The following is a 21,909-nucleotide window of genomic DNA, read 5'->3' as shown; positions in this document are numbered from 1 at the left end:
TCAGACCCACAGTAGCGACAGCAGGAAGACCATTTCACCGATCTCCTCCATCGCGCCCAGGGTATCCCCCGTCAGCCCGTTCAGTCGGCGGCTTAAAAAGGTCTTTACCGCGTTGACGACAATCCAGGTGATGACGCTGGCGATAAGCCCGTGCGCCCCGGCCAATAGCCCCACGAGCGCCACGCCGATGCAGAGGGTGATGACCGTCTCTTTGCCGCTGATATGGCCAAGATAGGCGTTTGCCATTCCAGCCCCTTCGCGCGCATAGCGCTGCCGGTACATGGCCAACACCATTGCCGTTCGCCCGACGATCGGCGCGCAGACCAGCAGCGCAAACAGGGTATTAACCGGAAGGTGGGCCAGGGAAATTACCGCAGCGACTTTGATAAGGATGCAGAATACGATGGCCAGACCGCCATAGGTTCCCAACCGGCTATCGCGCATAATCTCCAGCATCCGTTCGCGGGTGCGGGCAGAAAAGACGCCATCGCAGGTGTCCGCCAGACCGTCCAGATGAAACCCGCCGGTCAGCAGCACCAGCGCCAGAACCCAGGCGACCGCGCCGATATAGATCCCCCCGCCGGTCTGGCTCACCGCCAGATAGCCCAGGGCAGCCAGCACGCCAACGATCAGACCCACTACCGGGAACCAGGGGACGCCACGGCCATACTGCGAAAATTCAACGCCGTCGCTCCACTTTTGCGGCACCGGAATGCGGGTAATGAATCCCAGCGTCGCCCACAACATTTTTAACGGCATTTAATCTTTACTCCAATTCCCGAGACAACCAGCCACACTTCCTGCGCCGCCTGCGCCAGCCTTTGGTTCGCGCGCCCGGCAATATCAACAAAATGACGCGCCAGCCGATTCTCTGGCGTGATGCTCATGCCCAGCTCATTGGTCACAATATAAACCGGCGCCGCCGACTGCTGGCAGGCCGCAATCAGGTCGTCCACCTGCTGTTGCAGCACCGCCTCAAGCGCGGAAAAATCGAGGGTCTCCGGCGACGCGCCGCCGCTGGCGTCATAGAGCAGGTTCGACAGCAGGGTGGTGACGCATTCCAGAACCACGCCTTCGCCCGGCTGCACCTGGTGGCGAATCACGTCGCCCAGATCGCGATACCCTTCCCAGGTTCGCCAGTGCGCAGGACGCTGGGCGCGGTGCTTGTCAACGCGCAGCGCCATCTCTTCATCGGTAATCACCGACGTCGCGATATACAGCACGCGCTCGCACTGCTGCGCCGCCAGCTGCTCGACGTGCGCACTTTTCCCGCTGCGCGCGCCTCCGGTGACCAAAATCATGCGCCTTCCTCCTGATGCTCCCGCATTATTTGATAGATCTTTTTAATATCAATATGTTCTCTCATCGCGCTCGCCAGGATATCAAACTGTTGCGCTTTCCAGGCGGCGTAATCTACCGCAACGTCTAAGGGCGCCAGTCCTTTGCGCTGGCGCAAGCCGTCCACCATCGCGCGCGTGAAGGCATCGTTATCGAATAGCCCGTGTAGATAGGTCCCTATCACCTGCCCGTCAGCGCTGATGGCACCGTCCGCGATGCGCTCGCCCTCTTTTTCCAGAAACAGCGCCGGGCTACCGTCGGATGTCAGTTGGGTCTCTCCCATATGGATCTCGTAGCCCTGCACCTTAATGCCCGCTGCCGACTTAAGCCACGCCGGGAGCGCCGACGCCATCTGCGCCGAGACCTGCGTCGTGGTTTTTCGCTGCGCGAAGCGGGTCACGGTATGGAGCAGACCCAGCCCCGGCTGGGTTCCCAGCCCCGACTCCACCTCATCAATGATGGTATCGCCAAGCATCTGGTAGCCGCCGCAAATGCCCATGACGGGCACGTTCTGCTGGTGGGTCTGGAGCACCGCGTGCGCCATGCCGCTTTCCCGCAGCCAGGCCAGATCGCCCAGCGTATTTTTACTGCCGGGGAGAATCACGAGATCGGCCCCCGCCAGCTCCTGGGGATAACGGACATAGCGCACGCGAACATCGGGCTGCGCCGCCAGGGCGTTAAAATCGGTGAAGTTGGAGATATGCGGTACCTGCACCACGGCAATGTCGATATCGCGCTGGGCGGTTCGCAGGTATTTTCCCTTTTGCAGCGCCACGCCGTCTTCATCTTCCAGATCCACATCCAGCCATGGCATCACGCCCAGCACCGGCACACCGGTCAGGTTTTCTATCTGCTCAATACCCGAGTAAAGCAGCGCAACATCGCCACGAAATTTATTGATGATGACCCCTTTCACCCGCGCCCGCTCGCGATCGTGCAAAAGCGCCAGCGTGCCGTAGATGGCGGCAAACACGCCGCCTCTGTCAATGTCCGCCACGAGGATCACCGGGCACTGCGCCATTTCGGCCATCCCCATGTTGACGATATCGCGATCGCGCAGGTTAATCTCCGCCGGGCTGCCCGCGCCTTCCAGCACCACCACGTCATACTCTCCGGCCAGGCTGTTATAGACATCGCGGATCTGCTCCCGCAGGCGCGGTTTGTACTCGTGGTAGCTGACCGCGTCCATATCGGTTGCCACCTGCCCCATCAGCACCACCTGCGCTTTACGATCGCTGGTCGGCTTTAACAGCACCGGATTCATCCGTACGTCCGGCGTTATCCCCGCCGCCTGAGCCTGAAATATCTGCGCGCGGCCCATCTCTTTTCCCTCCGGCGTAATACCGGAGTTGAGCGCCATATTCTGCGACTTAAACGGTGCGGTACGCAGGCCATCCTGATAAAAAATCCGGCACATCCCCGCCACCAGGACGCTTTTACCCACGTCAGAAGCGGTGCCCTGCAACATAATTGCCTGCGTCATGAGGCCTCCTTCATTACGTTTTTTTGTCGCATACGGCTGAAAAATTCATCTTCGGTTTTACATAACGGCAGGCCAAGCTGCGCGTGCAGCTTGACGAGCCAGGGCTGCGTTAATCCGGCCCGTTCAATCAGTTCGTCGCGGGCAAAGACCTCACCCGGCGCGCCGTGCGCCAGCACTTCTCCCTGACGCAGCACGTAGACGGCATCGCTCACTTCGTATATCAGGTCAATATCATGACTGGAGATCACCACGTGGTTCCCCTGCGCCACAATGCGCCTGATAATCTCGATCATCTGCGTGCGTCCTGAAGGATCAAGCCCGGCCGTGGGCTCGTCCAGCAGAAGATAGCGGGCGCCCAGCACCAGCGCCCCGGCAATGGCGACGCGCTTCTTTTGCCCGTGGCTCAGGCACTGGATCGGCTGCTGGCGAAAACGCTGCGCGTCAACCAGCGTCAGCGCATCGTCGACGCGCCGTGCAATCTCCGGTTCCGCCACGCCCAGATTGCGCAGGCTGAAGGCGATGTCGCTATCAATATCGGTATAAAAGATCTGCTGATCGGGATCCTGAAACACCGTTGCCACCTGCTGACGGAGCGCCAGCAGTCCGCGCTTGCTGTAGTCCAGCGGCTTCCCCTGCCACAGCACCGCACCCTGCTGCGGCTTCAGCAGGCCGCTCAGATTCATAAATAACGTCGACTTTCCGCAGCCGTTAGCTCCGACCAGCCCGGTGACGGGATGGGCCGAAAAATCCAGCGTCAGCCCTTTGAGCACCTGCGCCTCCTGATAGCGAAACCAGAGATCGGCGGTGGTAAGCATGGCGCGATTCCTTACAGGGGAAAATCACCCTGGTAGAGTTTAATATCCAGCGTGGTCGCCATCTGCTGATAGCGAATCAGCACCCGGGTAAACAGCAAACCAACCAGCATCGCCAGCGAGCGATAGCCCTTTGGCAGGCTACGATAGCCAAAACGCAGCGTCTGCGCGCGGTGAATTGCCAGCGCTTCGTCTAACAGAATAAAAATAAAGCGCCAGGTCAGCAGGATCTGCTCGGTAAGCAGGCGCGGCACGCGCGCCCGCTTAAGCAGCACAATCAGCTGCGGAAACGGCAGGTTCAGCACCAGCCAGAAGGTCGCCGCCAGCGCGGCAAGGCTGCGCCAGAAGGTTTCATTGGCGGCAGTCAGCCCGGACGCGGTTATCCCCAGCCAGTAGTGCCCCACCGGGACGCCTGCCGCCAGCGTGTTCGGGTCACGGGTGACGCTAAAGAGGATCGTCAGCACGCCGACCAGCAGAAAGCCAAACGGCAGCGCCATCCAGCGGCACCAGCGCCAGAAGGTCATCCGCAGCAGCCAGCAGGTCAGTCCCGCCGTCAACGCCAGGACGATCCCCTGCCCCAGCGGCGGCAGCGCAAACGCCAGCGTCATCAGCGCCAGCCAGAGCAGAAACTTGCGTTCCGGCGCCACGTGAGCCCAGCGGCTCTGATAGCTTAGCCTGTCAAGCCCGGTCATCACGGCGCTGTCTGCCTTTGGTGTAGCCCAAAATATAGAAAATCACCGCTGCGCCAATGGAGCCCTGGAGCGTAAACAGCAGGCTTTCAATTTCGCCGCTGGCGGGTTCATAGAGCGGCGTGAACCACGGCGTGTAATGCGGCGCCACAACCTGAATTTGATTTTCGGCTTCACCATCCGAGCCGCCAAACTCCCCCCCGTGATCGATAAAAAATGGTAGTACGATCAGAGCAACCACCATCGCCAACAGCATCAGCGTCTTTTTCATCTCAGTGTCCTTGTGCGGTAATCAGCTGACGTTTGGTCAACTGGTCATAAATCATGACGGTTAACAGTCCCTCCGCGATGGCGATGGGGATCTGCGTCAGGCAGAAAATGCCCATGAATTTCACAATCGACCCCGTTGCACCTGTCGCCGGGTCCGGGAACGCCGCGCCAAGCTGGACTGAGGTGACAAAATAGGTCACCAGATCCGCCAGCATCGCGCACAAAAATACCCCGACATCACGACGGAGCCCGGCACGGCAGGCCATTTTCCACACCATGTACCCGACAACCGGCCCAATCACCGCCATCGACATGCCGTTCGCGCCAAGCGTGGTTAACCCGCCGTGCGCCAGCAGCAGCGCCTGAAACAGCAGCACGATGGCGCCGAGAATAGCGACGACGCCCGGCCCGAACAGAATCACGGCGAGCCCGACGCCGGTCGGATGCGAGCAACTGCCGGTCACCGAGGGGATCTTCAGCGCCGACAGCACGAAAATAAACGCCCCGCACAGCGCCAGCAGGACTTTCTGGTGGCTATCCTCCTGCACGATACGGCGCAGGCGCACCAGTCCATACCACAGACACGGTAAGAAGATCAGCCACCACGCCAGCGCCCACATGGGCGGTAAAAAGCCTTCCATGATGTGCATCGCGAACGCCTGCTCCGGCACCACCATCAGCAATAGCGCCGCCGCCAGGCCACTTAATGACAGCTGTTTAAGCTGTTGTTCGAGTTTCATTGCGCATACTCCCACTGTTTGTTGACCAGAATGGTCGAGAAATAGGGTAACGGCTGGTCGTCAGCAACCTCATCCAGATGCCGCCAGCACTGCTCGCCGGGGAGCGTGGCCTCTGACATCATCAGCGCGCAGTTCAGCAGCCCGGCCTGCGTCAGCAGCGCTTTGATGCGCGCAAACCGGCCATAGACCTTCATCAGCACCAGGCTGTCGTGCTGCTGCAGCGCCTGCGCAATCTCCGCTTCCGGCGCGGTGCATGCGATCACCGCCAGCGACTGCTGTTCCATCGCCAGCGGCGTTTTGGACCGCGCGGCAATCGCGGCAAACGACGTCACGCCGGGCACAATTTCCAGCCAGTCCGGGCTGCCGATGCGCTGAAGTAAGAACACCCAGGTACTGAACAGCATGGCGTCGCCCAGGGTGATAAAGCCAACCTGTTTTCCGTCGTTCACCTCCGTTACTAACGCGTCGGCCACCGCATCCCACACCGCCTCCTTTTCAGCGCTGTCGGCGCTCATGGGAAAGTGGCAGCAGCGGATTTCAGTCTGCTCGCCGACATATTCACGAACGATAGAAAGCGCCAGACTGTCGCCCCCTTTTCGTCCCGCCGGGGCGTAGAGAATATCGAGCGAACCGAGGATCCGTGAGGCGCGCACGGTGATAAGGTCCGACGCGCCCGGCCCGGTACTGAGGGCGTACAGTTTGCCGCTCATGCTGCCTCCTCCATCGCCACGCTCAGCGCCTGCTGAAGATGGGCGACGAACATCGCGCGCACCGCCGGGTTTTCGCCCAGCCCGCTCAGCCACGGCGTTGCCGGGATCCCGGCAGCGTTAAACAGCGTCTTCCAGGAGTCCTCGTCATCAGAGGCCATATCGTTAATGGCGTGATCGCCCGCCACCAGCATCAGAGGCATCAGATGCACGGCGGTGACGCCTTGTTTACCAAGGCTCTCAATCAGGATGTCGACTTCCGGATAGCTCTCCACCGCGCCGACGCGGGCCGGGAAGCCCTGGACCATCATCATGTGGTCGAGACAGGCATAGGCCGCAAAGGCGTGATGGCTGGCGCCGTGGCCCATAAACACCACTTTTTCCGTGGCCCCAAGCGTCGGCATCTGCTGTTGCAAGGCGCACATCAGCTGCGCGTAATCGTCGTGGCTGCTCAGCAGCGGTACCCCCAGCGTCAGGCGGGTAAAGAGCGGGCGCAGGCTCTGCACTTCACGGACGATTTTCTCGTACTCATCGCCGTTGATGATGTGCAGGGACTGGATCGCCACGTCCTGATATCCCTGAGCCGCAAGCTTTTTCAGCGCCTGCAGCGGCGTATCGATCTCAATGCCGTCACGCTGTTTGAGCTTGCGAATGATCATCCCGGAGGTGAATGCCCGAAACAGCTCGCGGTCAGGGCAGCTTTCCGCCAGCGCACGCTCGCAGGCCACAATGTTTTTCTCGCAGGTATCGTGGTAGCTGGTACCAAAGCTGACCACCAGAAGCGCCTTTTTCATCTCTAACTCCTTAAGCAGCGGCCAGCCAGCGGGCTAAGCGCCCGGCGAATGCGGCCTGACTTTCCAGTAACTCTTCTCCCGTCACCAGCGGCGCCGGGCGTGTAATCACGATGCAGGGGATGCCCGCATCCAGACAGGGTTGAACCTTTTCCCGATAGCCGCCTTCCGCACCGGACGCTTTGGTGATCATCACGTCAGCCCGGCACTGGCGATAAAACGCCGCGTTAAACTCAGCGCTGAATGGCCCGCACATCGCGAAGATCTCGGTAACGCCAAAGCCAAGCCCGGCGCATTGCTCAAGGACCTCGGGCACCGGCAGCACCCGGGCCAGCAGCGTTTTCTCCGGCAGCCCGGCGCGCCAGCGCGCCAGATCTTTACTGCCGGTGGTCAACAGCACGCGTTCGCCCAGCCGCCGCGCGATGTCGCAGGCCTCTTCTATGCCCGGCACGCTGTAGAGCAGCGGATGCGTCAGCTCGCTGAGCTGTTCGGGGCGCTGATAGCGGCTAAGCAACACGCCCACCGTTTCACAGGCCGCCAGGATGTTGCGGCTGACCACCTCAGCGTAGGGATGCGATGCGTCAATCACCCAGCGGGTCCTGTTTTGCGCAAGCCAGTCAACCATCTGCTGCGGCTCCAGGCGGCCACAGCGCACCCGGCCGTTAATGTCGCCCGCCAGCCGCTGCCCGGTGGCCGTCGCCACCGACAGGGTGTAGGCCACGCCGGCCGCATCCAGCTGCTGGCAGATCGCGCGGGCATCGCTGGTGCCGCCCATGACCAGCACGTCGCCATAGTTCACAGCACATAGCCCCGGGGTGTGATCATCAGCCCCTCCTGCACATAGGTGGCCTTATTTCCGACGATCACCAGGCTTGTCATATCGACCGGCTCAAAGTCCATGTCGCCCAGCGTGGTCAGCCACTTCTCCTGCTTTTTGCGCCCGGCAGACTTCACTACCCCTACCGGCGTTTGCGGGCTTTTGCTGGCGGACAGCAGCTCAAACGCCCGTGCCAGATGGCCCTCGCGACCCCGGCTGCGCGGGTTATAGAAGCAGATGACGAAGTCCGCTTCTCCCGCAGCAACAATGCGTTTTTCAATGACCGGCCACGGCGTCAGCAGATCGCTTAAGCTGATGTGGCAAAAATCGTGCATCAGCGGCGCGCCAAGCAGAGACGCGGCGGCGATACTGGCCGTCATCCCGGGGATCAGGCGAACCTCAACGTCCAGCTTCTGTTTGCTGACCAGTTCCAGCACCAGCCCCGCCATGCCATAAATACCGGCGTCGCCGCTGCTGATAAGCGCGACGTTATGCCCGGCCTGCGCCAGCTCGATCGCCGCCTGACAGCGTTCAATCTCTTTGCACATCCCGGTTTTGATCACCTGTTTGTCGCCGGTGAAGGCCTTCACCAGATGGGTATAGGTTTTGTAGCCAACGATGATTTCTGCCGCCTGCAGCGCGTCTACGGCTTCCATGGTCATCATGGCCTGCGAGCCCGGGCCGATTCCAATTACGGTTAACATCAGTGTGAAACTCCCAAAGTGATAGTGACGCCCTGTTCGCGCAGGGTTTCTCCTCGTAGTTGCCCATGGCTCAGCAGCCACGCTGCCGGTCCCGAGACGCTCCCCACCCCAACCGTCTGGCGTACAAACGGTGAAGTCGGAAAGCGGTGTTCGTGCTCACGCAGCGCGTCAGCGGTAAAGGTTTCAAACGGCACACCCCAGCAGGCGGCAAGCTGAAGCAGGCCCGCTTCGTCTTTTTTAAGGGAGACGCTGCCAATCGCTTTCAGCGCCAGCGGATCGAACTGCTGCGCCGCAAGCTGGCGCATCAACAGGGTCGCCAGCAGCGGATACGGCGTGTCGCGTCGACAGCCGATGCCCGCCACGACCCGCTGGGGAACCAGCGTCCAGTGCGGTAACGGCAGTTCCGGCAGCGCGTTGCGCAGCGTAATGCACACCAGCGCATCCAGTTCCGGGAGGTGCTGCAGGTCGCTCACGGTGATAAACCCGCGCCGATCGCACCGGCTGACGTCGTCGTCGAGTTCCGCATCCCACCACAGCCCTACCCGCTGATGGCTCACCAGCATCTGGTTGACGATTTTCACCGTCGTTCGGAAATCGCGCATTCGGGCATTCAGCTGGAAGGCAAGGGTATCCAGCGCGGCCATCTCGTTGACGTCCGTGGCGGTGGTAATCACCGGATCCGCCCCCAGCATTTCCGCCAGATAGCGGGTCAGCGCATTCGCCCCGCCAGCATGGCCGGAAAGCAGGCTAATCACGTGCTGCCCACGCTCGTCGATCACCACCACCGCCGGGTCGCTCAGCTTGTCGTGGATGAGGGGTGCCAGAACGCGCACCGCAATGCCGGTGGCGCCGATAAAAATCAGCGCCGGGTAGCGCGTGAACGCCTCGCGCACCGCCGGGGCAAAGCCGCCGTCGAAGGAGATAAAGCCCTCTTCCCGCAGGCCCTCGCTGGTAAAGCAGGTGACCGGCAGCATTGCCGCCAGACGCTTCGCCAGCCGCACGCCGCCCGGCGTCAGGCAAAACAGCGCGATGGGCTCAGGCTTTACGGTATTCATGGCTAAAATCCGCGGCATAGAGTTTTGAGTAGTGATACTCCTCGCCCAGGAACTTCCCGACCAGAATGAGCGCCGTTTTGCGGATCCCCGCCTCGCGTACTTTGTCGGCGATATCCGCCAGCGTGCCGCGTACGGTGTGGCTTTCCGGCCAGGTCGCTTTATAAATGACGGCAACGGGCGTGGTGGCCGGATAACCGCCTTCAATCAGGCGTTCCGCCACCCGGTGAATACGCTGGACCGAGAGATAAATCGCCATGGAGGTCTGATGGCTGGCAAATGACTCCAGCTGTTCACGTTCCGGCACCGGCGTGCGGCCTTCGAGGCGGGTAATAATCAGGCTCTGCGAGACTTCAGGCACGGTGTATTCCACCCCAAGCTCCGCCGCGGCGCCGAGGAAAGCGCTGACGCCGGGCACCACCTGCCAGGCAATGCCGCGTTTGGTCAGCTCTTCGCCCTGCTCGCGAACGGAGCCGTAGAGCGAGACATCGCCGGTCTGTAAACGTACCACCGTTTTTCCGGCCTTCACGCCCGCCGCCATCAGGTCGATTATCTGTTCTAAATGGAGTTCCGCGCTGTCGTGGCATTCGGCTCCCTGCGGGCAATACGCCAGCAGCTCGGTATTGATCAGCGAACCGGCATAGATAACCACCTGCGCCTGCTGCAGCAGCCGGTAGCCCTTGAGCGTGATGAGCTCACGGTCACCAGGACCGGCACCGACAAACCACACGCAACGGGAATCAAACGTCTCAGACATGGTGTTCTTCCTTCTGACAGGCGATAACAAAAACGGGATTATTCGGTTTGAAATAGTGACCGCTGCCGAGCGGGGTCAGCGCGGAGACCTGCATTTGCAGGCAATCAATGTTCTGGACGCCGATCTGCTGCAGATGGGCCAGTGCGGTAGTGAGGTTTTCCTGCAGGATAAACGTCATCACCAGACGTCCACCCGGATGTAGCTGGCGCAGGGACCAGTCGATAAGCGAGGTCAGATGGCCGCCGCTGCCGCCCATAAAGACCGCATCGGCCTTATCCGCCACGGGTAAGGGCGCAACGCCCGGCAAAATCGCGATATTGCGACAGGCAAAATGCTGGCGATTTTCCGCAAGCAGCTGCAGAGCTGCAGGGTTACGCTCTATGGCCGTCACGTGCAGCGAGGGAAACAGCAGCGCCGCCTCTATCGACACGCTCCCGGTTCCCGCACCGACGTCAATCAGGTGGCTGGCGCGATGCAGCTCGAGCTTCGTGAGGGCCAGCGCGCGTACCGCCTCTTTGGTCATCGGCACCGTTTCGCCGCGCAGAAACAGTTCATCTTTCATCGAGGATCACCACCGCATTCATCTCATAGTCGGCACTGACCTCACTGACGGGCAGCCAGTGGATCCGTTCATTTTCCATCGCCAGGTTTTCACCAATCACCATCCAGCGATGGCCCTTCCCGCGCGCCACCAGCTGCGCGGCAATCTCTTTCGGCCCATACTGGCTATCGGTGACCATCGCCACTTTGCGATGCCGTGCCAGCTCGTCAACGTTCACGTTGCGGCCATGGCTGCTGGTGAGCCACATCTCATTCATATCAATGCCCGCCTGCGCGCACAGGTACTGCACCGCGCTGATACCGGGAATAATGCGCACGCGCGCCATACCGAAATGCGCCACCATCCGCGATCCGATGCCGTAAAAGAGCGGATCGCCGGAGGCCACAATCACCACCTTTTTCTCCTGACGCGCCTCAACCCAGGCCAGCAGCGCCGGAATGTTGGCCCCCAGGACAAACGTCTCGCCGCAAAACGCCGGGAACTGCAGCAGATGGCGTTTTCCGCCGACCAGCGCATCGGCGCGATCGATAGCTTCACGCGCGGCGGGCGTCATCAGGCGCAATCCCGCAGGCCCCATTCCCACGACCGTTAACATTGCAGCGCCCGGGCAATCGCCTCGACCGGGCGGTTGCTGCCCAGCACCTGGTTATCAAAGGAAAACAGAATGGCGTCACAGGTCGGCGGATTTTTGGTAAAGCGCAGCATCTGCATTACGCGCAGGCAGATCCGTTCGGCGAGATGGCTGTAAAGCGCCTGAAAACCCCAGGTGTCGATGTGTTCCATCGCCGCTTCGGTGGTATCGCACTCGCTGACGACGGTGAGTAATTCCAGCGGCGCACCGAGCAGCGCCAGATGCGCCACCAGCGTTTCCATGCGCGCATCGGCGATATGGCTGTGGGTGTGGAATATCCCGGCGGCAATTTTGATGAGCTTGCCGGGATGGCCGACCAGCACTATCTGGCGAAACCCCAGCCGCACCGCCTCTTCGATCATGTAGCCGACAAAGTTGCTCATGGTGACCACGACATCTTTATCGATACCCATCTGCTCGCGCACAAAGCGCTCGCCATGATTGCCCGGCACCAGCACGACCCGCTCCAGCCCGGCCGCGCGTTTAATCTCCAGCTCCAGAGAAAGCGAGCGTTTCCAGCTCTCCTCTGACATCGGCGTGACAATGCCGGTGGTGCCGATGATCGAAATACCGCCCAGGATCCCGAGGCGTGAGTTGTAGGTTTTCTGCGCCCGCTCTTCGCCTTCAGGGGCGAAGATTTCCACGTCGGCCCCGCGCGTCGGGCCAATCGCCTCGCGCACGGCGGACTCAATGGTGTGACGCGGCGTGCGGTTGATCGCCGCGCTGCCGATGGGCAGGCCGATGCCTTTGCGCGTCACGGTCCCCACGCCCTCGCCGCCCGCCAACGTAATCTCGCCGCTGTCGTTGAGCGTCACACGGGCGAAAATCAGCATGCCGTGGGTGGCGTCAACGTCATCACCGCCGTCTTTGCGGATGGCCGCAATCGCCTGCTGCCCTTCAATGTGCGGCGATTCCACGTTCAGACACAGCGTGACGCCGGAGGGTGTCACAATGGAGACCTGATGAATGAGGTGCTGGCGCAGCACCATCAGTGCGGCGACTTTCGCTGCCGCGGTCGCGCAGGAGCCGGTGGTGTAGCCTTTACGTAATGCCTTCCCGTTATGCCATACCGGGGCATCGAAGGTGGAATCGCTCATTGCGCCCCCTGCAGGTAATAGAGCATGGCGTTCACAATCGCCGCCGCCACATTGCTGCCGCCTTTGCGCCCGAGTGCCGCAATCGCGGGCAGATGGCTGTGCGTCAGCGCCTCTTTCGATTCCGCCGCCCCCACAAACCCCACCGGGACGCCCACCACGCCGCTGACGGCAACATCATGCTCAAGCAGGCGAAACAGCGCCGTGGGCGCATTGCCAAAGACAAAGATCTTCTCGCTCTCTTCCGTCACGGCGATATCCACGGCCGCCATCGAGCGGGTGATTCCCTGGGCCTTTGCCTGCGCCACCACCCTCGGGTCGCTGATATAGCAGCGACATTCGCCCCCGAACGTGGCCAGCAGCGTTTTGTTGATCCCGGAGAGCGCCATCGTGGTATCGGTATAGATAACGGACGGGCGACGGAGCGCCGCGCAAAGCTGTTCCAGCGCGTCATCTGAAAACCAGAGAATATCCAGCCAGTCGAAATCTGCGGTGGTATGGATCACCCGCTTGACGATCGCCTCATGCAGCGGGCTGGCGAACCGGTACTCCGGCCGCGTTTCGCGAACGATCTCGCCAATGATGTCGAAACTTTTGGCTTCAATCGCCTGGGGTTGCTGGATGTATTGCATTGTCTTTTGTCCTCAGGCCGCGCCAGCCATCAGCCAGCGTGCTGCGATAAACAGCGCCAGCGCCAGGGTGGAGGAAACCCACATCAGTCGAATCGTTCGGGAAATGTCGTCTACCGCAATCGGGCGCAGGGCGTCGCCGATCCACGGCTTTTCCACGCGCTGGCCAAAATAGGTGTTGGGTCCGCCAAGCCGGATGCCCAGCGCACCGGCAACCGTTGCTTCAGACCACGCGCAGTTGGGGCTGCTGTGGTTATAGCGGTCGCGCCAGCCGACGCGCAGCGCGCGGGAGGGCTCCTCGCGGCATAGCCACGCCGCAACGCTCAGCAAGAGCCAGCTCAGGCGCGCGGGGATAGCGTTCGCCACGTCATCCATACGGGCGCTGATCATGCCGATCGCGCGGTATTTTTCATGCTTGTAGCCCACCATTGAATCGAGGGTATTCACCGCCTTATAGGCCATCACCAGCGGCGCGCCGCCCAGCAGGAGGAAGAACAGCGGGGCGATAACGCCGTCGACCGTGTTCTCCGCGACGGTCTCCACCACCGCCCGGTTGATCTGTTCCGGCTGAAGCTGAGAGGTATCGCGCCCCACTATCCAGGAGAGCTTTTCGCGGCTTTCATCAAGGTCGCCTGCCCGCAGCGGGCGTTCAACGTCCCGCGCGGCGTTTGCCAGACTGCGCCCGGCCAGCACGGTAAATATCATCCACACCTCAATCGCCCAGCCCAGCCAGGGATGCACCCACCGTCCGAACGCCAGCACGCCCCAGGCTATGCCCCAGGTCAGCCCCACGACGGCCAGCCACATGACGCCGCCGCCAATGCGTAACGCCGCGTCGCTATGGCAGCAGCGGCGAACACCCCGCTGCACCGCATTGATCAGGTTGCCTATCCAGCGCACCGGATGCGGCCAGCGTTGCGGGTCGCCGATGATGACATCGAGCAGCCACGCGACGCACCATGCCATCAGGGTCATAGCGCCCCCCTCGCCGCCGTCAGCCAGCGGCTGAGCATCGTGGGGCGTTGGGCAAAGTGGAGGTGCAGGTAGCTTGCGAACGTGTTGCCAACCTGCCAGCCCCCCGCCCATTCCTGCATCGTCACGCCATCACGCACTTTGCGGCACGCCAGTACCGCAGGGGTTTGGGGGGAGAAGTCGGAATAGTGAAACTCATGCCCACGCAGCACCTCCCCGCTATCGGCCAGCAGCGTGGGCTGGCGCGCCTGCGCCTCACAATAGCCAAAACGGGTCAGCCGTTTACCCATCCTGCTGTGGCCGGGGATAATATTGGCCATCCGGTGGGTAACCCCCTCGCTATCTTCCAGCGTGCTGCCGAGGTACATCAGCCCACCGCATTCGGCGTAGATCGCCACCCCGCGACGATGCGCCTCCCGCAGGCTGGCGAGCATCGCGGTGTTTTCCGCAAGCCGTGCCGCATGCAGCTCCGGGTAACCGCCCCCGAGCCAGACCATCTGGCAGTCAGGTAAGCGGCTATCGCGCAGCGGGCTAAAGCGGATAATGTCGACCCCGGTACGTTCAAGCAGCGTGATGTTATCCGGGTAATAGAAATTGAAGGCCTCGTCATCGGCCATCGCGAGCGTTAACCCGCGCCCGGCGTCCCCGTCAGGGCGCGCGGGCCAGGCGCCCTGCGGTAGCGACGCCATCTGGCTGAGCGCGAGAAGTTGTTCGATATCCAGCGTACGTTCGAGAATGGCGGCAAAATTTTGCCAGGTCTGCGGGTCCGCGGCCGACTCCCGGGCGGTGACCAACCCAAGATGGCGTTCGGGCAACCCGACGCCCTCAACGTGCGGCACATAGCCCAGGACGGGTAGCGTGCAGTAGTGCTCAATGGCCGTTTTGAGCAGCTGATAATGTGATTCGCTGTTGACGCGATTGACAATCACCCCGGCAATATTGAGGGTAGAATCGAACCGCTGAAAGCCCATTACGGTCGCGGCAATCGACGTAGAAACCGCCTTGCCGTCCACCAGCAGAACCACCGGACAGCCCAGCTGTTTTGCCATCGCGGCGGTGCTGCAATAGTTCGGATCGGTGCCGTAGCCGTCATACAGCCCCATCACGCCTTCAATGACCGCGATATCCGCCTGCTGCATATGCTCGCAAAACAGCGCGTTGAGTATTGGCTCAGGAAGCATGAAGCTGTCGAGGTTGCGGGAGGAGGTGCCGCTGACTTTGGTATGCCAGCCGGTATCAAGATAGTCAGGGCCCACTTTATACGGCTGGACGCGTAACCCACGCTGTTTTAACAGACTCAACAGGCCAAGCGTCACCGTGGTTTTACCACAACCGCTTCCGGTACCTGCCAGAACAAACGCGTACTGCTTTGCCGCCATGACCCCGATCCTGTCCAGGGTGGTTGGGAGGTATAGATACACGTCGTCCCAGTCTTTCGACTGTATGATGCATCAGTACAACCCACTTCCCACCGAAGTTGTTGAACGTTCCCGACAGGCAGGTCTTCTGGCTTAGCGTCCTCCTCGCCCGTCCTTCCCAATCTCGCGATCAGTGGTCATTACGGGGTCGTCAGCATCACAGCAGCGGGGGCTGCGGGGGATTGTCACCCCCTTCCCTGCCACAAATGTGGCAAAACCTGTCGGCTTACATTATGAGAAAGAGTTCGTTCTCAAAACAGCAATGCTATTTACGGCGTTTCAATTCACCTTAGGCAATTACTTAACCGCAAATGAAAACCATGCTGAGTAAAACGTGGCGCCAGAATAATTGACGCCTTTCTCAATAACTCAACGTTTTATCACAAAAAATAAAAAGCAAAGATAATCACGCTTAAAATCTCAATATTTATTGTTCTATGACAAGTTATTGCACTACTTGATATTTTTTCATTTTATTGTGATCAAAATTCATCAGGATATTAAAGCCCGGCAAAAACATAATATTGCTGCCCAACGTAAGTCAGTGTGATTTCATTGATGCATTACGCGTTCAGCAGGATCGCAAAATAATATGGAGACTATCCAGGTCGGAATTTGCGGTATATCAAGGTAAGAGGAATATCCTCATGACACTATGCTCCAGAAATTTCTGACCAGTAAGGTGGAAACGTGGCTGTTGCGCAATGCCCCGCGTCGTGCGGTGAGCTTATCCAGGGCTGGATTTTGGGCAGTGAGAAGCTGGTCTCCTGCCCTGTCGAATGGTACAGCACCGTTGAGGTGAGCCACGGCTCACCCGTGGCGGATGAACGCCCGCTTTCGCGCGCGATGGTCGAGCGATTGTTGCAGCACTGGCATTATCCGGCGCAGCTAAGCCAGGATATCCGCATTGACGTGCACTCGACCATCCCGGTTGCCAAAGGGATGGCCAGCAGCACCGCGGATATCGCCGCCACCGCCGTCGCCACCGCCCACCATCTGGGGCGTCAGCTCGACGAAAGCACGCTGGCAACGCTTTGCGTTTCGCTCGAACCCACCGACAGCACCGTGTTTCGCCAGTTGACCCTTTTCGATCATAACGACGCTTCCACGCAGATCGCCTGCAACGCCCAGCCCGCTCTCGACCTGCTCGTTCTTGAAAGTCCGCAAACGCTGCGTACGGCAGATTACCACCGCATCCCGCGTCAGGCGGGGCTACTGGCCGGTGCGCCAGCGCTGGAACGCGCGTGGGAAAAAGTCCAGGAGTCCTGCATAACGCAAAACCCTTATCGGATGGGCGAAGCGGCCACCCTCAGCGCCATTGCCAGCCAGACGCTGTTGCCTAAACCGGATTTTGACGCACTGCTCTCACTGGTGGAGGAGTGCGATATTTACGGGGTGAACGTGGCGCACAGCGGCAGCGTCGTGGGTCTGATGCTGGACAGAAATAAAGACGATGTCGATTATGTGAAATGGCTGCTGGTAAAAAAACAGCTCACCCGCCACTGGCCTGAACAACACCTTCTGCGGATGGTAAAAGGCGGCGTGACGCTACTCTGACAGCAGCCTGTGCTGAATGAGCCACTCGACCTGCTGCCTGACCTCTTGCTCGTGCTCCTGCGCTAAAGCCTGCTGCAGCGGAGCATGCCGGAAGAACGCGGCCCAAAATGCACGCTTGCGCTCCCGGTCACCGCATGCGCGATTAATCCGTTCACGCAGCGTCCCCGCCAGCCGCACGCTTTCCCGCATGCCCGGAGGAAGGTGGGCGGCGACATGCGCTTTGAGGATCTTGCTGTACACCGGCGCGTTGCCCCCGCAGCTCAGCGCAATAATGACCGGCGAATGGTCGATTATGGCCGGTGAGATAAAGGTGGCAGCAGAAGGGTCGTCCGTGACATTGCAAAAGATACGCTCCGCGCTGGCGGCCGCGGCGACCTGACGATTCACCTGCGGATCGCTGGTCGCGGCAATGACCAGCCAGCACGACTGCAGATACTGCGGCGAAAACGTCGCCGGAAACCACTCGATGTCACCGCTCGCGTGCAGGCTGGCGAGTTCCGGCGTCAGGGTGGGCGCAACCAGATGCAGCACCGCCCCGGCCGCCAGCAGCCCCTTTGCCTTATGCGTCGCCACCTGCCCGCCACCGACGATCAGGCAGCGTTTCCCCTTCAGGTTGCAAAAAATCGGGAAATAGTCCATCGCCTTAGCCTTGTAAAACGTGAGTCAGCGCGGCAATAAACCGGCGGTTCTCCGCCTCGGTACGCACGGCAATCCGGTAGTAGTCGCGATCGAGCCCTGGATAGTTTTCGCAGTGGCGGATAAGGATGTGATGGCCGAGCAGCGCCGCCTTCAGGTCGAAACCCGGACGCAGACAGCGGAAGAAAATAAAGTTGGCCTGCGGCTTCCAGACCGCCAGCGATGAAAAGCGCGCCATCGCCTGCCACAGGAAATCCCGCTCCCGGGCGATAAAGGCGTGGCTGCGAGCAATATAGTCCTCATCCGACAGCAAATATTGCCCCACAAGCGCCGAGAAGGCATTCACGGACCAGGGCTCACGGGTGCGTTTCAGCTGGTGAATGGTTTGCGTATTGCCGCTCAGCAGATACCCAAGACGCAGCCCGGGAATAGCAAAAAACTTGGTCAGGGATCGCAGCAGGTAAAGATAGCGTGACTCCGCCAGCCGCGGCGCCAGCGTGGAGCCCTGCGGCAGAAAATCGATGAACGCCTCATCCACAATCAGCGCAATCTGCAGCGATTCGCACAGCGAGGCCAGCCGGTCGAGAAGACCGGCATCAGGCATGAGTCCGGTAGGGTTGTTTGGCGTCGCGATAAACAGGCAATCGGGCCTGTGCGCGCGAACGGCGTCCAGTATGGAAACATCCACCTGGAACCCGTTCTGCTCACTCAGCGCATAGTCAATTATCTCGCAACCCTGCTGCTGTAATGCCCGGCGATATTCGGCGAAGCCCGGTACCAGCAGCATCGCCCGGCGAGGGGCAAGCGTTCGCACCAGGCCATAGATCAGCTCCGTTTCGCCATTCCCGGCAATCGTCTGGTCATAGTCACACCGGCTGGCGGTGGCCAGCGCCTGATGAAGATGGCGGTATTCAACGTCCGGGTACTGCATGATGATATCCAGGTGGGACACAATGAGCGACCTGACGCGATCGGGCAGCCCTAACGGATTGATGTTCGCGCTAAAGTCCACCAGCAGCTCGGGAGCGATCCCCAACTGCAGCCCCGTTTCCAGAACGTTACCACCATGCTCACTCATTCGTTTCACTCGTCCATTTCGAAAATGTCAGGATAACATCAGACCACAACCTGATTCAGCGCGATATGTGATGCGGTAAACGCCAGTATCTCCTGCAGACTGACCACCTCACCGATGACGATAAGCGCCGGAGCATGCAGTTTTTGACGTTCAACCTCGAGGTGGATATCGGTCAGCGTACCTTTGGCGATCTGCTGACGAGACTGGCTGGCATACATCACCACCGCCACCGGCGTTTCAGCGGACATGCCTCCCTCGATGAGCTGCTGGCAGATTTCCGTCAGCCGCGTCATTCCCATCAGAACGATCAGCGTTCCGTTGATTTGCGCCAGGGCATGCCAGTTTTGCGGGTCGTTCCCCTGGCACATATGACCGGTCACAATATGAAAGCTGGAGGCGTAATGACGGTGCGTGACCGGGATCCCGGCATAGGCCAGTCCGCCAATTGCGGAACTGATCCCCGGCACAATTTCGAACGTCAGGCCGGCTTTCGCCAGCTGCTCGGCCTCTTCGCCCCCGCGGCCAAAAACGTAGGGGTCCCCGCCTTTCAGGCGCACCACCTGGCGCCCTTCCCCGGCATGCTTGACCAGCAGGGCATTGATTTGTTCCTGAGGCACCGGATGATGGCTTGGGGTTTTACCGACATCAATAATCAGACAGCCTGCCGGAGCCTGAGCCAGAAGTTCAGGGTTTACCAGGCGATCGTGAACAATCACCTCCGCATGGCGGATACAGTGCAAACCTTTTACCGTAATCAAAGACGCATCGCCAGGCCCTGCCCCTACAAGCCAAACCTTCCCTTTACTCATCGTTATATCCTCAGATTAAATATTTAAAGACGCAAGAAAGCGGGTAATTAAAATTAGTGCTGAATTATACATCCCCTCCACACGTCAAAAATTTGATGTATTTATCACTCTTTCTTAATTTTACGAATGGCGTTTATGACCAATATCAATAAAACAGTGAATACCGCCTTCCCTCTGCCATTACGACATTATTGCTTTGGTCATCATGCTTAAAAAAACATATAAATCGCCTTCAGCAATAAAACAGGCGCGCGATCACAAATATTAAAATGGTTTTGTCAGCGACGTTTACAGATAAATATCAACCCTAAAATAAAGCGCACACAAGTAACTGATATAAATCATTTTTCAATGCAACATCATTACCATCATCATTTTTGGAAGGATTTTTTGAAAATAGATCAATTGCATCCCTTTCGTCTTCAAAACACACTCCAACACCATCAACAGACCCAATGTACATTAATCGTTTTTAATACCCATTTTATTTTTACTATCAGCCCTACAGAGGATTACCCATGAAGAAATCAACACTTGTTATTGGCGTCATTGGTGCTGACTGCCATGCGGTAGGCAATAAAGTTCTGGATCGTGTTTTTACTTCCCATGATTTTCACGTCATCAATCTTGGTGTGATGGTGAGCCAGGATGAATATATTGATGCGGCCATCGAAACGGGTGCTGATGCTATTGTCGTTTCATCCATCTACGGCCATGGCGACATCGACTGCCTGGGGCTGCGCGAGCGCTGCATCGAACGCGGTATCGGCGACATTCTGCTTTTTGTTGGCGGTAACCTGGTCGTGGGTAAGCACGATTTCGCCGATGTCGAAGCCAAATTCAAAGAGATGGGTTTCAACCGCGTGTTCGCTCCGAGCCACGACCTGGAGGACGTCTGTCAGCTGATGGCGAACGATATACAACAGCGTCAGCGCGTTGAAGAGCTCTGTCTTGAAGAGGGCTTCTGATGCAAATCGTCTCAGTCGACATTGGCTCGACGTGGACCAAAGCCGCACTCTTCACGCCGGAGGGTGATGCGCTAACGTTGGTCAACCACGTTCTGACCCCGACGACGACCCACCATCTGGCGGAGGGTTTCTTTACCAGCCTGAACCAGGTGCTAAACGTTGCCGATGCGCGACCGTTGCTGAACAGCGGGGACGTTACGCTGAAATACTCGTCGTCGGCAAAAGGCGGGCTCGCCGTTGCCGCAATGGGTCTGGTGCCGTCAATAACCCTGGAATCAGCCAAAGTCACCGCCCATTCAGCGGGTGCCAAAATCGCCCAGTACTACTCGTACAAACTGAACCGTCACGATATCCAGGCGCTGGAGGACTCCCCGCCGGACATTCTGCTGTTCACGGGCGGTACGGACGGCGGCGAAGAGAGCTACGGACTGGCCAATGCCCGCGCGCTGGCTGCATCAACGCTGGACTGCGCCATTATTTACGCCGGAAATCGCGATATTCAGGACGACGTGCAGGCCATTCTTGGCCACAAAGATCTGATCGTGGTCGACAACGTTTTGCCTGACCTCGATCACCCGAATCCGTATGCCGCCCGCAAGGCTATCTGCGATGTCTTTCTCTCCCGCATCGTGAAGGGGAAAGGGCTGGACGTTATCGTCGGGGAAACCGGCGAAGAGCCGATGCCCACGCCGTGGACCGTCTACGAGCTGGTGAAAGCGATAAGCGACATCGACAGCGCGTGGAAAGAATTCATGCTGATCGACATGGGCGGAGCCACCACCGACGTCTATTCCGCCAGCGCCAACATGCTCTCCCCGGATACCGTCCTGCACGGCGTGCCTGAGCCGTTTGTGAAACGCACCGTAGAGGGCGACCTCGGCATGCGCGTCTCGGCGGTGGTGGTTGGCGAAAGTACACAGGAACTGGTGAACGCGGTGTTCGCCCACCAGCCTCAGCGCAGGGAAGCGTTCTATGGCTATCTGCGCCATCTGGTCGCGCATCCGGACTACCTCCCTGCTACCGAAGAAGAAAAGCATTTCGACACGCTGCTGGCCGGGCTGTGCGTGGGGTACGCCAGCGAGCGCCATGCCGGCACCAAAAAACAGGTCTGTACCTGCGTAGGCAACGTCGATTTGCAGATGGGGCGCGATCTGACCACCGTGCGCAAAGTGGTGGGTTCCGGGGGATGGCTCTCCCGCGCCAGCCAGTTCGATATTCACCGCTGGCTGAAGTACCGCGAGCTGGACGACAGCAGCAGACGCGTTCTTTTACCCGGGCAGTTTGACTATTACCGCGATGCAAAAGGTCTGCTTCCTCTGCTGGCGAACGTCGCCAGGCTGGACCCGCAGGCGGCGGCTCGCACCAGTATTCAATGTTTAACCCTATAAAACCTAA

The 21,909-nt window shown here is 59.6% G+C and carries 25 protein-coding genes and 1 riboswitch; of the genes, 3 read left to right on the top strand and 22 right to left on the bottom strand.

What is annotated here, in order from left to right; all coding sequences use genetic code 11:
* Genes cobS through AC0TN7_RS19010 form a run of 19 tightly spaced genes read right to left on the bottom strand, consistent with a single transcriptional unit; the run spans position 1 to position 15,427 of the window.
* Positions 1–759 (bottom strand): adenosylcobinamide-GDP ribazoletransferase, encoded by a 759-nt coding sequence (gene cobS, locus AC0TN7_RS19100; RefSeq protein ID WP_061715598.1) that lies wholly within the window; start codon positions 757–759, stop codon positions 1–3.
* Complete coding sequence (gene cobU, locus AC0TN7_RS19095) at positions 750–1,301, bottom strand: bifunctional adenosylcobinamide kinase/adenosylcobinamide-phosphate guanylyltransferase (RefSeq protein WP_024908230.1); 552 nt, start codon at positions 1,299–1,301, stop codon at positions 750–752. The genes cobS and cobU overlap by 10 nt, the downstream gene beginning before the upstream one ends.
* Positions 1,298–2,821: a cobyric acid synthase gene (locus AC0TN7_RS19090; RefSeq protein WP_417927187.1), complete on the bottom strand. Its 1,524-nt coding sequence runs from the start codon at positions 2,819–2,821 to the stop codon at positions 1,298–1,300. Before AC0TN7_RS19090 ends, cobU begins: the two co-directional genes overlap by 4 nt.
* Positions 2,818–3,636 (bottom strand): energy-coupling factor ABC transporter ATP-binding protein, encoded by an 819-nt coding sequence (locus tag AC0TN7_RS19085; RefSeq protein WP_248163827.1) that lies wholly within the window; start codon positions 3,634–3,636, stop codon positions 2,818–2,820. Before AC0TN7_RS19085 ends, AC0TN7_RS19090 begins: the two co-directional genes overlap by 4 nt.
* A gap of 11 nt (positions 3,637–3,647) precedes the next feature.
* Positions 3,648–4,325, bottom strand: coding sequence for an energy-coupling factor ABC transporter transmembrane protein (locus AC0TN7_RS19080; RefSeq protein WP_024908227.1), 678 nt, complete (start codon positions 4,323–4,325; stop codon positions 3,648–3,650).
* Positions 4,312–4,593, bottom strand: coding sequence for an energy-coupling factor ABC transporter substrate-binding protein (locus AC0TN7_RS19075; RefSeq protein WP_047040056.1), 282 nt, complete (start codon positions 4,591–4,593; stop codon positions 4,312–4,314). Before AC0TN7_RS19075 ends, AC0TN7_RS19080 begins: the two co-directional genes overlap by 14 nt.
* A gap of 1 nt (position 4,594) precedes the next feature.
* Positions 4,595–5,332, bottom strand: a complete 738-nt coding sequence (gene cbiM / locus AC0TN7_RS19070) for a cobalt ECF transporter S component CbiM (RefSeq protein WP_024908225.1) — start codon at positions 5,330–5,332, stop codon at positions 4,595–4,597.
* Positions 5,329–6,042, bottom strand: coding sequence for a cobalt-factor II C(20)-methyltransferase (locus tag AC0TN7_RS19065; protein WP_024908224.1), 714 nt, complete (start codon positions 6,040–6,042; stop codon positions 5,329–5,331). Before AC0TN7_RS19065 ends, cbiM begins: the two co-directional genes overlap by 4 nt.
* Positions 6,039–6,833 (bottom strand): sirohydrochlorin cobaltochelatase, encoded by a 795-nt coding sequence (cbiK, locus tag AC0TN7_RS19060; RefSeq protein ID WP_473702350.1) that lies wholly within the window; start codon positions 6,831–6,833, stop codon positions 6,039–6,041. The genes AC0TN7_RS19065 and cbiK overlap by 4 nt, the downstream gene beginning before the upstream one ends.
* A gap of 10 nt (positions 6,834–6,843) precedes the next feature.
* Entirely contained in the window at positions 6,844–7,629 is a 786-nt protein-coding gene (locus AC0TN7_RS19055) for a cobalt-precorrin-6A reductase (RefSeq protein WP_024908222.1), read from the bottom strand.
* Positions 7,626–8,351 (bottom strand): precorrin-3B C(17)-methyltransferase, encoded by a 726-nt coding sequence (locus AC0TN7_RS19050; protein WP_024908221.1) that lies wholly within the window; start codon positions 8,349–8,351, stop codon positions 7,626–7,628. The genes AC0TN7_RS19055 and AC0TN7_RS19050 overlap by 4 nt, the downstream gene beginning before the upstream one ends.
* Positions 8,351–9,406 carry a cobalt-precorrin 5A hydrolase gene (gene cbiG, locus AC0TN7_RS19045; RefSeq protein ID WP_463726884.1) on the bottom strand — a complete coding sequence of 352 codons (1,056 nt, stop codon included), beginning with the start codon at positions 9,404–9,406 and terminating at the stop codon, positions 8,351–8,353. Before cbiG ends, AC0TN7_RS19050 begins: the two co-directional genes overlap by 1 nt.
* The gene (locus tag AC0TN7_RS19040) at positions 9,387–10,160 is read right to left on the bottom strand and encodes a cobalt-precorrin-4 methyltransferase (RefSeq protein ID WP_024907721.1); all 774 of its coding nucleotides are present in this window, start codon (positions 10,158–10,160) and stop codon (positions 9,387–9,389) included. The genes cbiG and AC0TN7_RS19040 overlap by 20 nt, the downstream gene beginning before the upstream one ends.
* Positions 10,153–10,722 carry a decarboxylating cobalt-precorrin-6B (C(15))-methyltransferase gene (locus AC0TN7_RS19035; RefSeq protein WP_024907722.1) on the bottom strand — a complete coding sequence of 190 codons (570 nt, stop codon included), beginning with the start codon at positions 10,720–10,722 and terminating at the stop codon, positions 10,153–10,155. Before AC0TN7_RS19035 ends, AC0TN7_RS19040 begins: the two co-directional genes overlap by 8 nt.
* On the bottom strand, positions 10,712–11,317 hold the full coding sequence (locus AC0TN7_RS19030) for a cobalt-precorrin-7 (C(5))-methyltransferase (protein WP_024907723.1): 606 nt from the start codon (positions 11,315–11,317) through the stop codon (positions 10,712–10,714). Before AC0TN7_RS19030 ends, AC0TN7_RS19035 begins: the two co-directional genes overlap by 11 nt.
* On the bottom strand, positions 11,311–12,450 hold the full coding sequence (cbiD, locus tag AC0TN7_RS19025) for a cobalt-precorrin-5B (C(1))-methyltransferase CbiD (RefSeq protein WP_208763717.1): 1,140 nt from the start codon (positions 12,448–12,450) through the stop codon (positions 11,311–11,313). The genes AC0TN7_RS19030 and cbiD overlap by 7 nt, the downstream gene beginning before the upstream one ends.
* Positions 12,447–13,079, bottom strand: coding sequence for a cobalt-precorrin-8 methylmutase (locus AC0TN7_RS19020; RefSeq protein WP_463726886.1), 633 nt, complete (start codon positions 13,077–13,079; stop codon positions 12,447–12,449). The genes cbiD and AC0TN7_RS19020 overlap by 4 nt, the downstream gene beginning before the upstream one ends.
* A gap of 12 nt (positions 13,080–13,091) precedes the next feature.
* Positions 13,092–14,051: an adenosylcobinamide-phosphate synthase CbiB gene (cbiB, locus tag AC0TN7_RS19015; protein WP_473702349.1), complete on the bottom strand. Its 960-nt coding sequence runs from the start codon at positions 14,049–14,051 to the stop codon at positions 13,092–13,094.
* Entirely contained in the window at positions 14,048–15,427 is a 1,380-nt protein-coding gene (locus AC0TN7_RS19010; RefSeq protein WP_473702348.1) for a cobyrinate a,c-diamide synthase, read from the bottom strand. Before AC0TN7_RS19010 ends, cbiB begins: the two co-directional genes overlap by 4 nt.
* 100 nt (positions 15,428–15,527) lie before the next feature.
* Positions 15,528–15,703: riboswitch (cobalamin riboswitch) on the bottom strand.
* Positions 15,704–16,156: 453 nt separating this feature from the next.
* On the opposite strand from AC0TN7_RS19010, the gene AC0TN7_RS19005 reads away from it, so the two are divergent.
* Complete coding sequence (locus AC0TN7_RS19005) at positions 16,157–17,023, top strand: L-threonine kinase (RefSeq protein ID WP_473702347.1); 867 nt, start codon at positions 16,157–16,159, stop codon at positions 17,021–17,023.
* Here the strand turns inward: AC0TN7_RS19005 and AC0TN7_RS19000 are convergent.
* The 3 genes from AC0TN7_RS19000 to cobA are packed head-to-tail and all read right to left on the bottom strand — an operon-like array spanning position 17,015 to position 19,546.
* Positions 17,015–17,662 (bottom strand): precorrin-2 dehydrogenase/sirohydrochlorin ferrochelatase family protein, encoded by a 648-nt coding sequence (locus AC0TN7_RS19000; protein ID WP_248273056.1) that lies wholly within the window; start codon positions 17,660–17,662, stop codon positions 17,015–17,017. The two genes, AC0TN7_RS19005 and AC0TN7_RS19000, sit on opposite strands and share 9 nt — an antisense overlap.
* Positions 17,663–17,666: 4 nt before the next feature.
* Positions 17,667–18,737 (bottom strand): threonine-phosphate decarboxylase CobD, encoded by a 1,071-nt coding sequence (cobD, locus tag AC0TN7_RS18995; RefSeq protein WP_473702346.1) that lies wholly within the window; start codon positions 18,735–18,737, stop codon positions 17,667–17,669.
* A 38-nt stretch (positions 18,738–18,775) separates the two neighbouring features.
* A complete protein-coding gene (gene cobA / locus AC0TN7_RS18990) occupies positions 18,776–19,546 on the bottom strand; it encodes a uroporphyrinogen-III C-methyltransferase (protein ID WP_048989926.1) in 771 nt (256 codons plus the stop codon).
* Positions 19,547–20,064: 518 nt separating this feature from the next.
* Between cobA and glmS the strand changes: the two genes are divergently transcribed.
* Positions 20,065–20,514 (top strand): methylaspartate mutase subunit S, encoded by a 450-nt coding sequence (glmS, locus tag AC0TN7_RS18985; RefSeq protein ID WP_024907732.1) that lies wholly within the window; start codon positions 20,065–20,067, stop codon positions 20,512–20,514.
* A complete protein-coding gene (gene glmL / locus AC0TN7_RS18980; RefSeq protein WP_024907733.1) occupies positions 20,514–21,902 on the top strand; it encodes a methylaspartate mutase accessory protein GlmL in 1,389 nt (462 codons plus the stop codon). Before glmS ends, glmL begins: the two co-directional genes overlap by 1 nt.
* Positions 21,903–21,909 lie beyond the last annotated feature (7 nt).

The sequence above is a fragment of the Enterobacter sp. PL_is511 genome (genome assembly GCF_055816065.1).
This window is presented reverse-complemented; position numbering and strand designations above follow the sequence as displayed.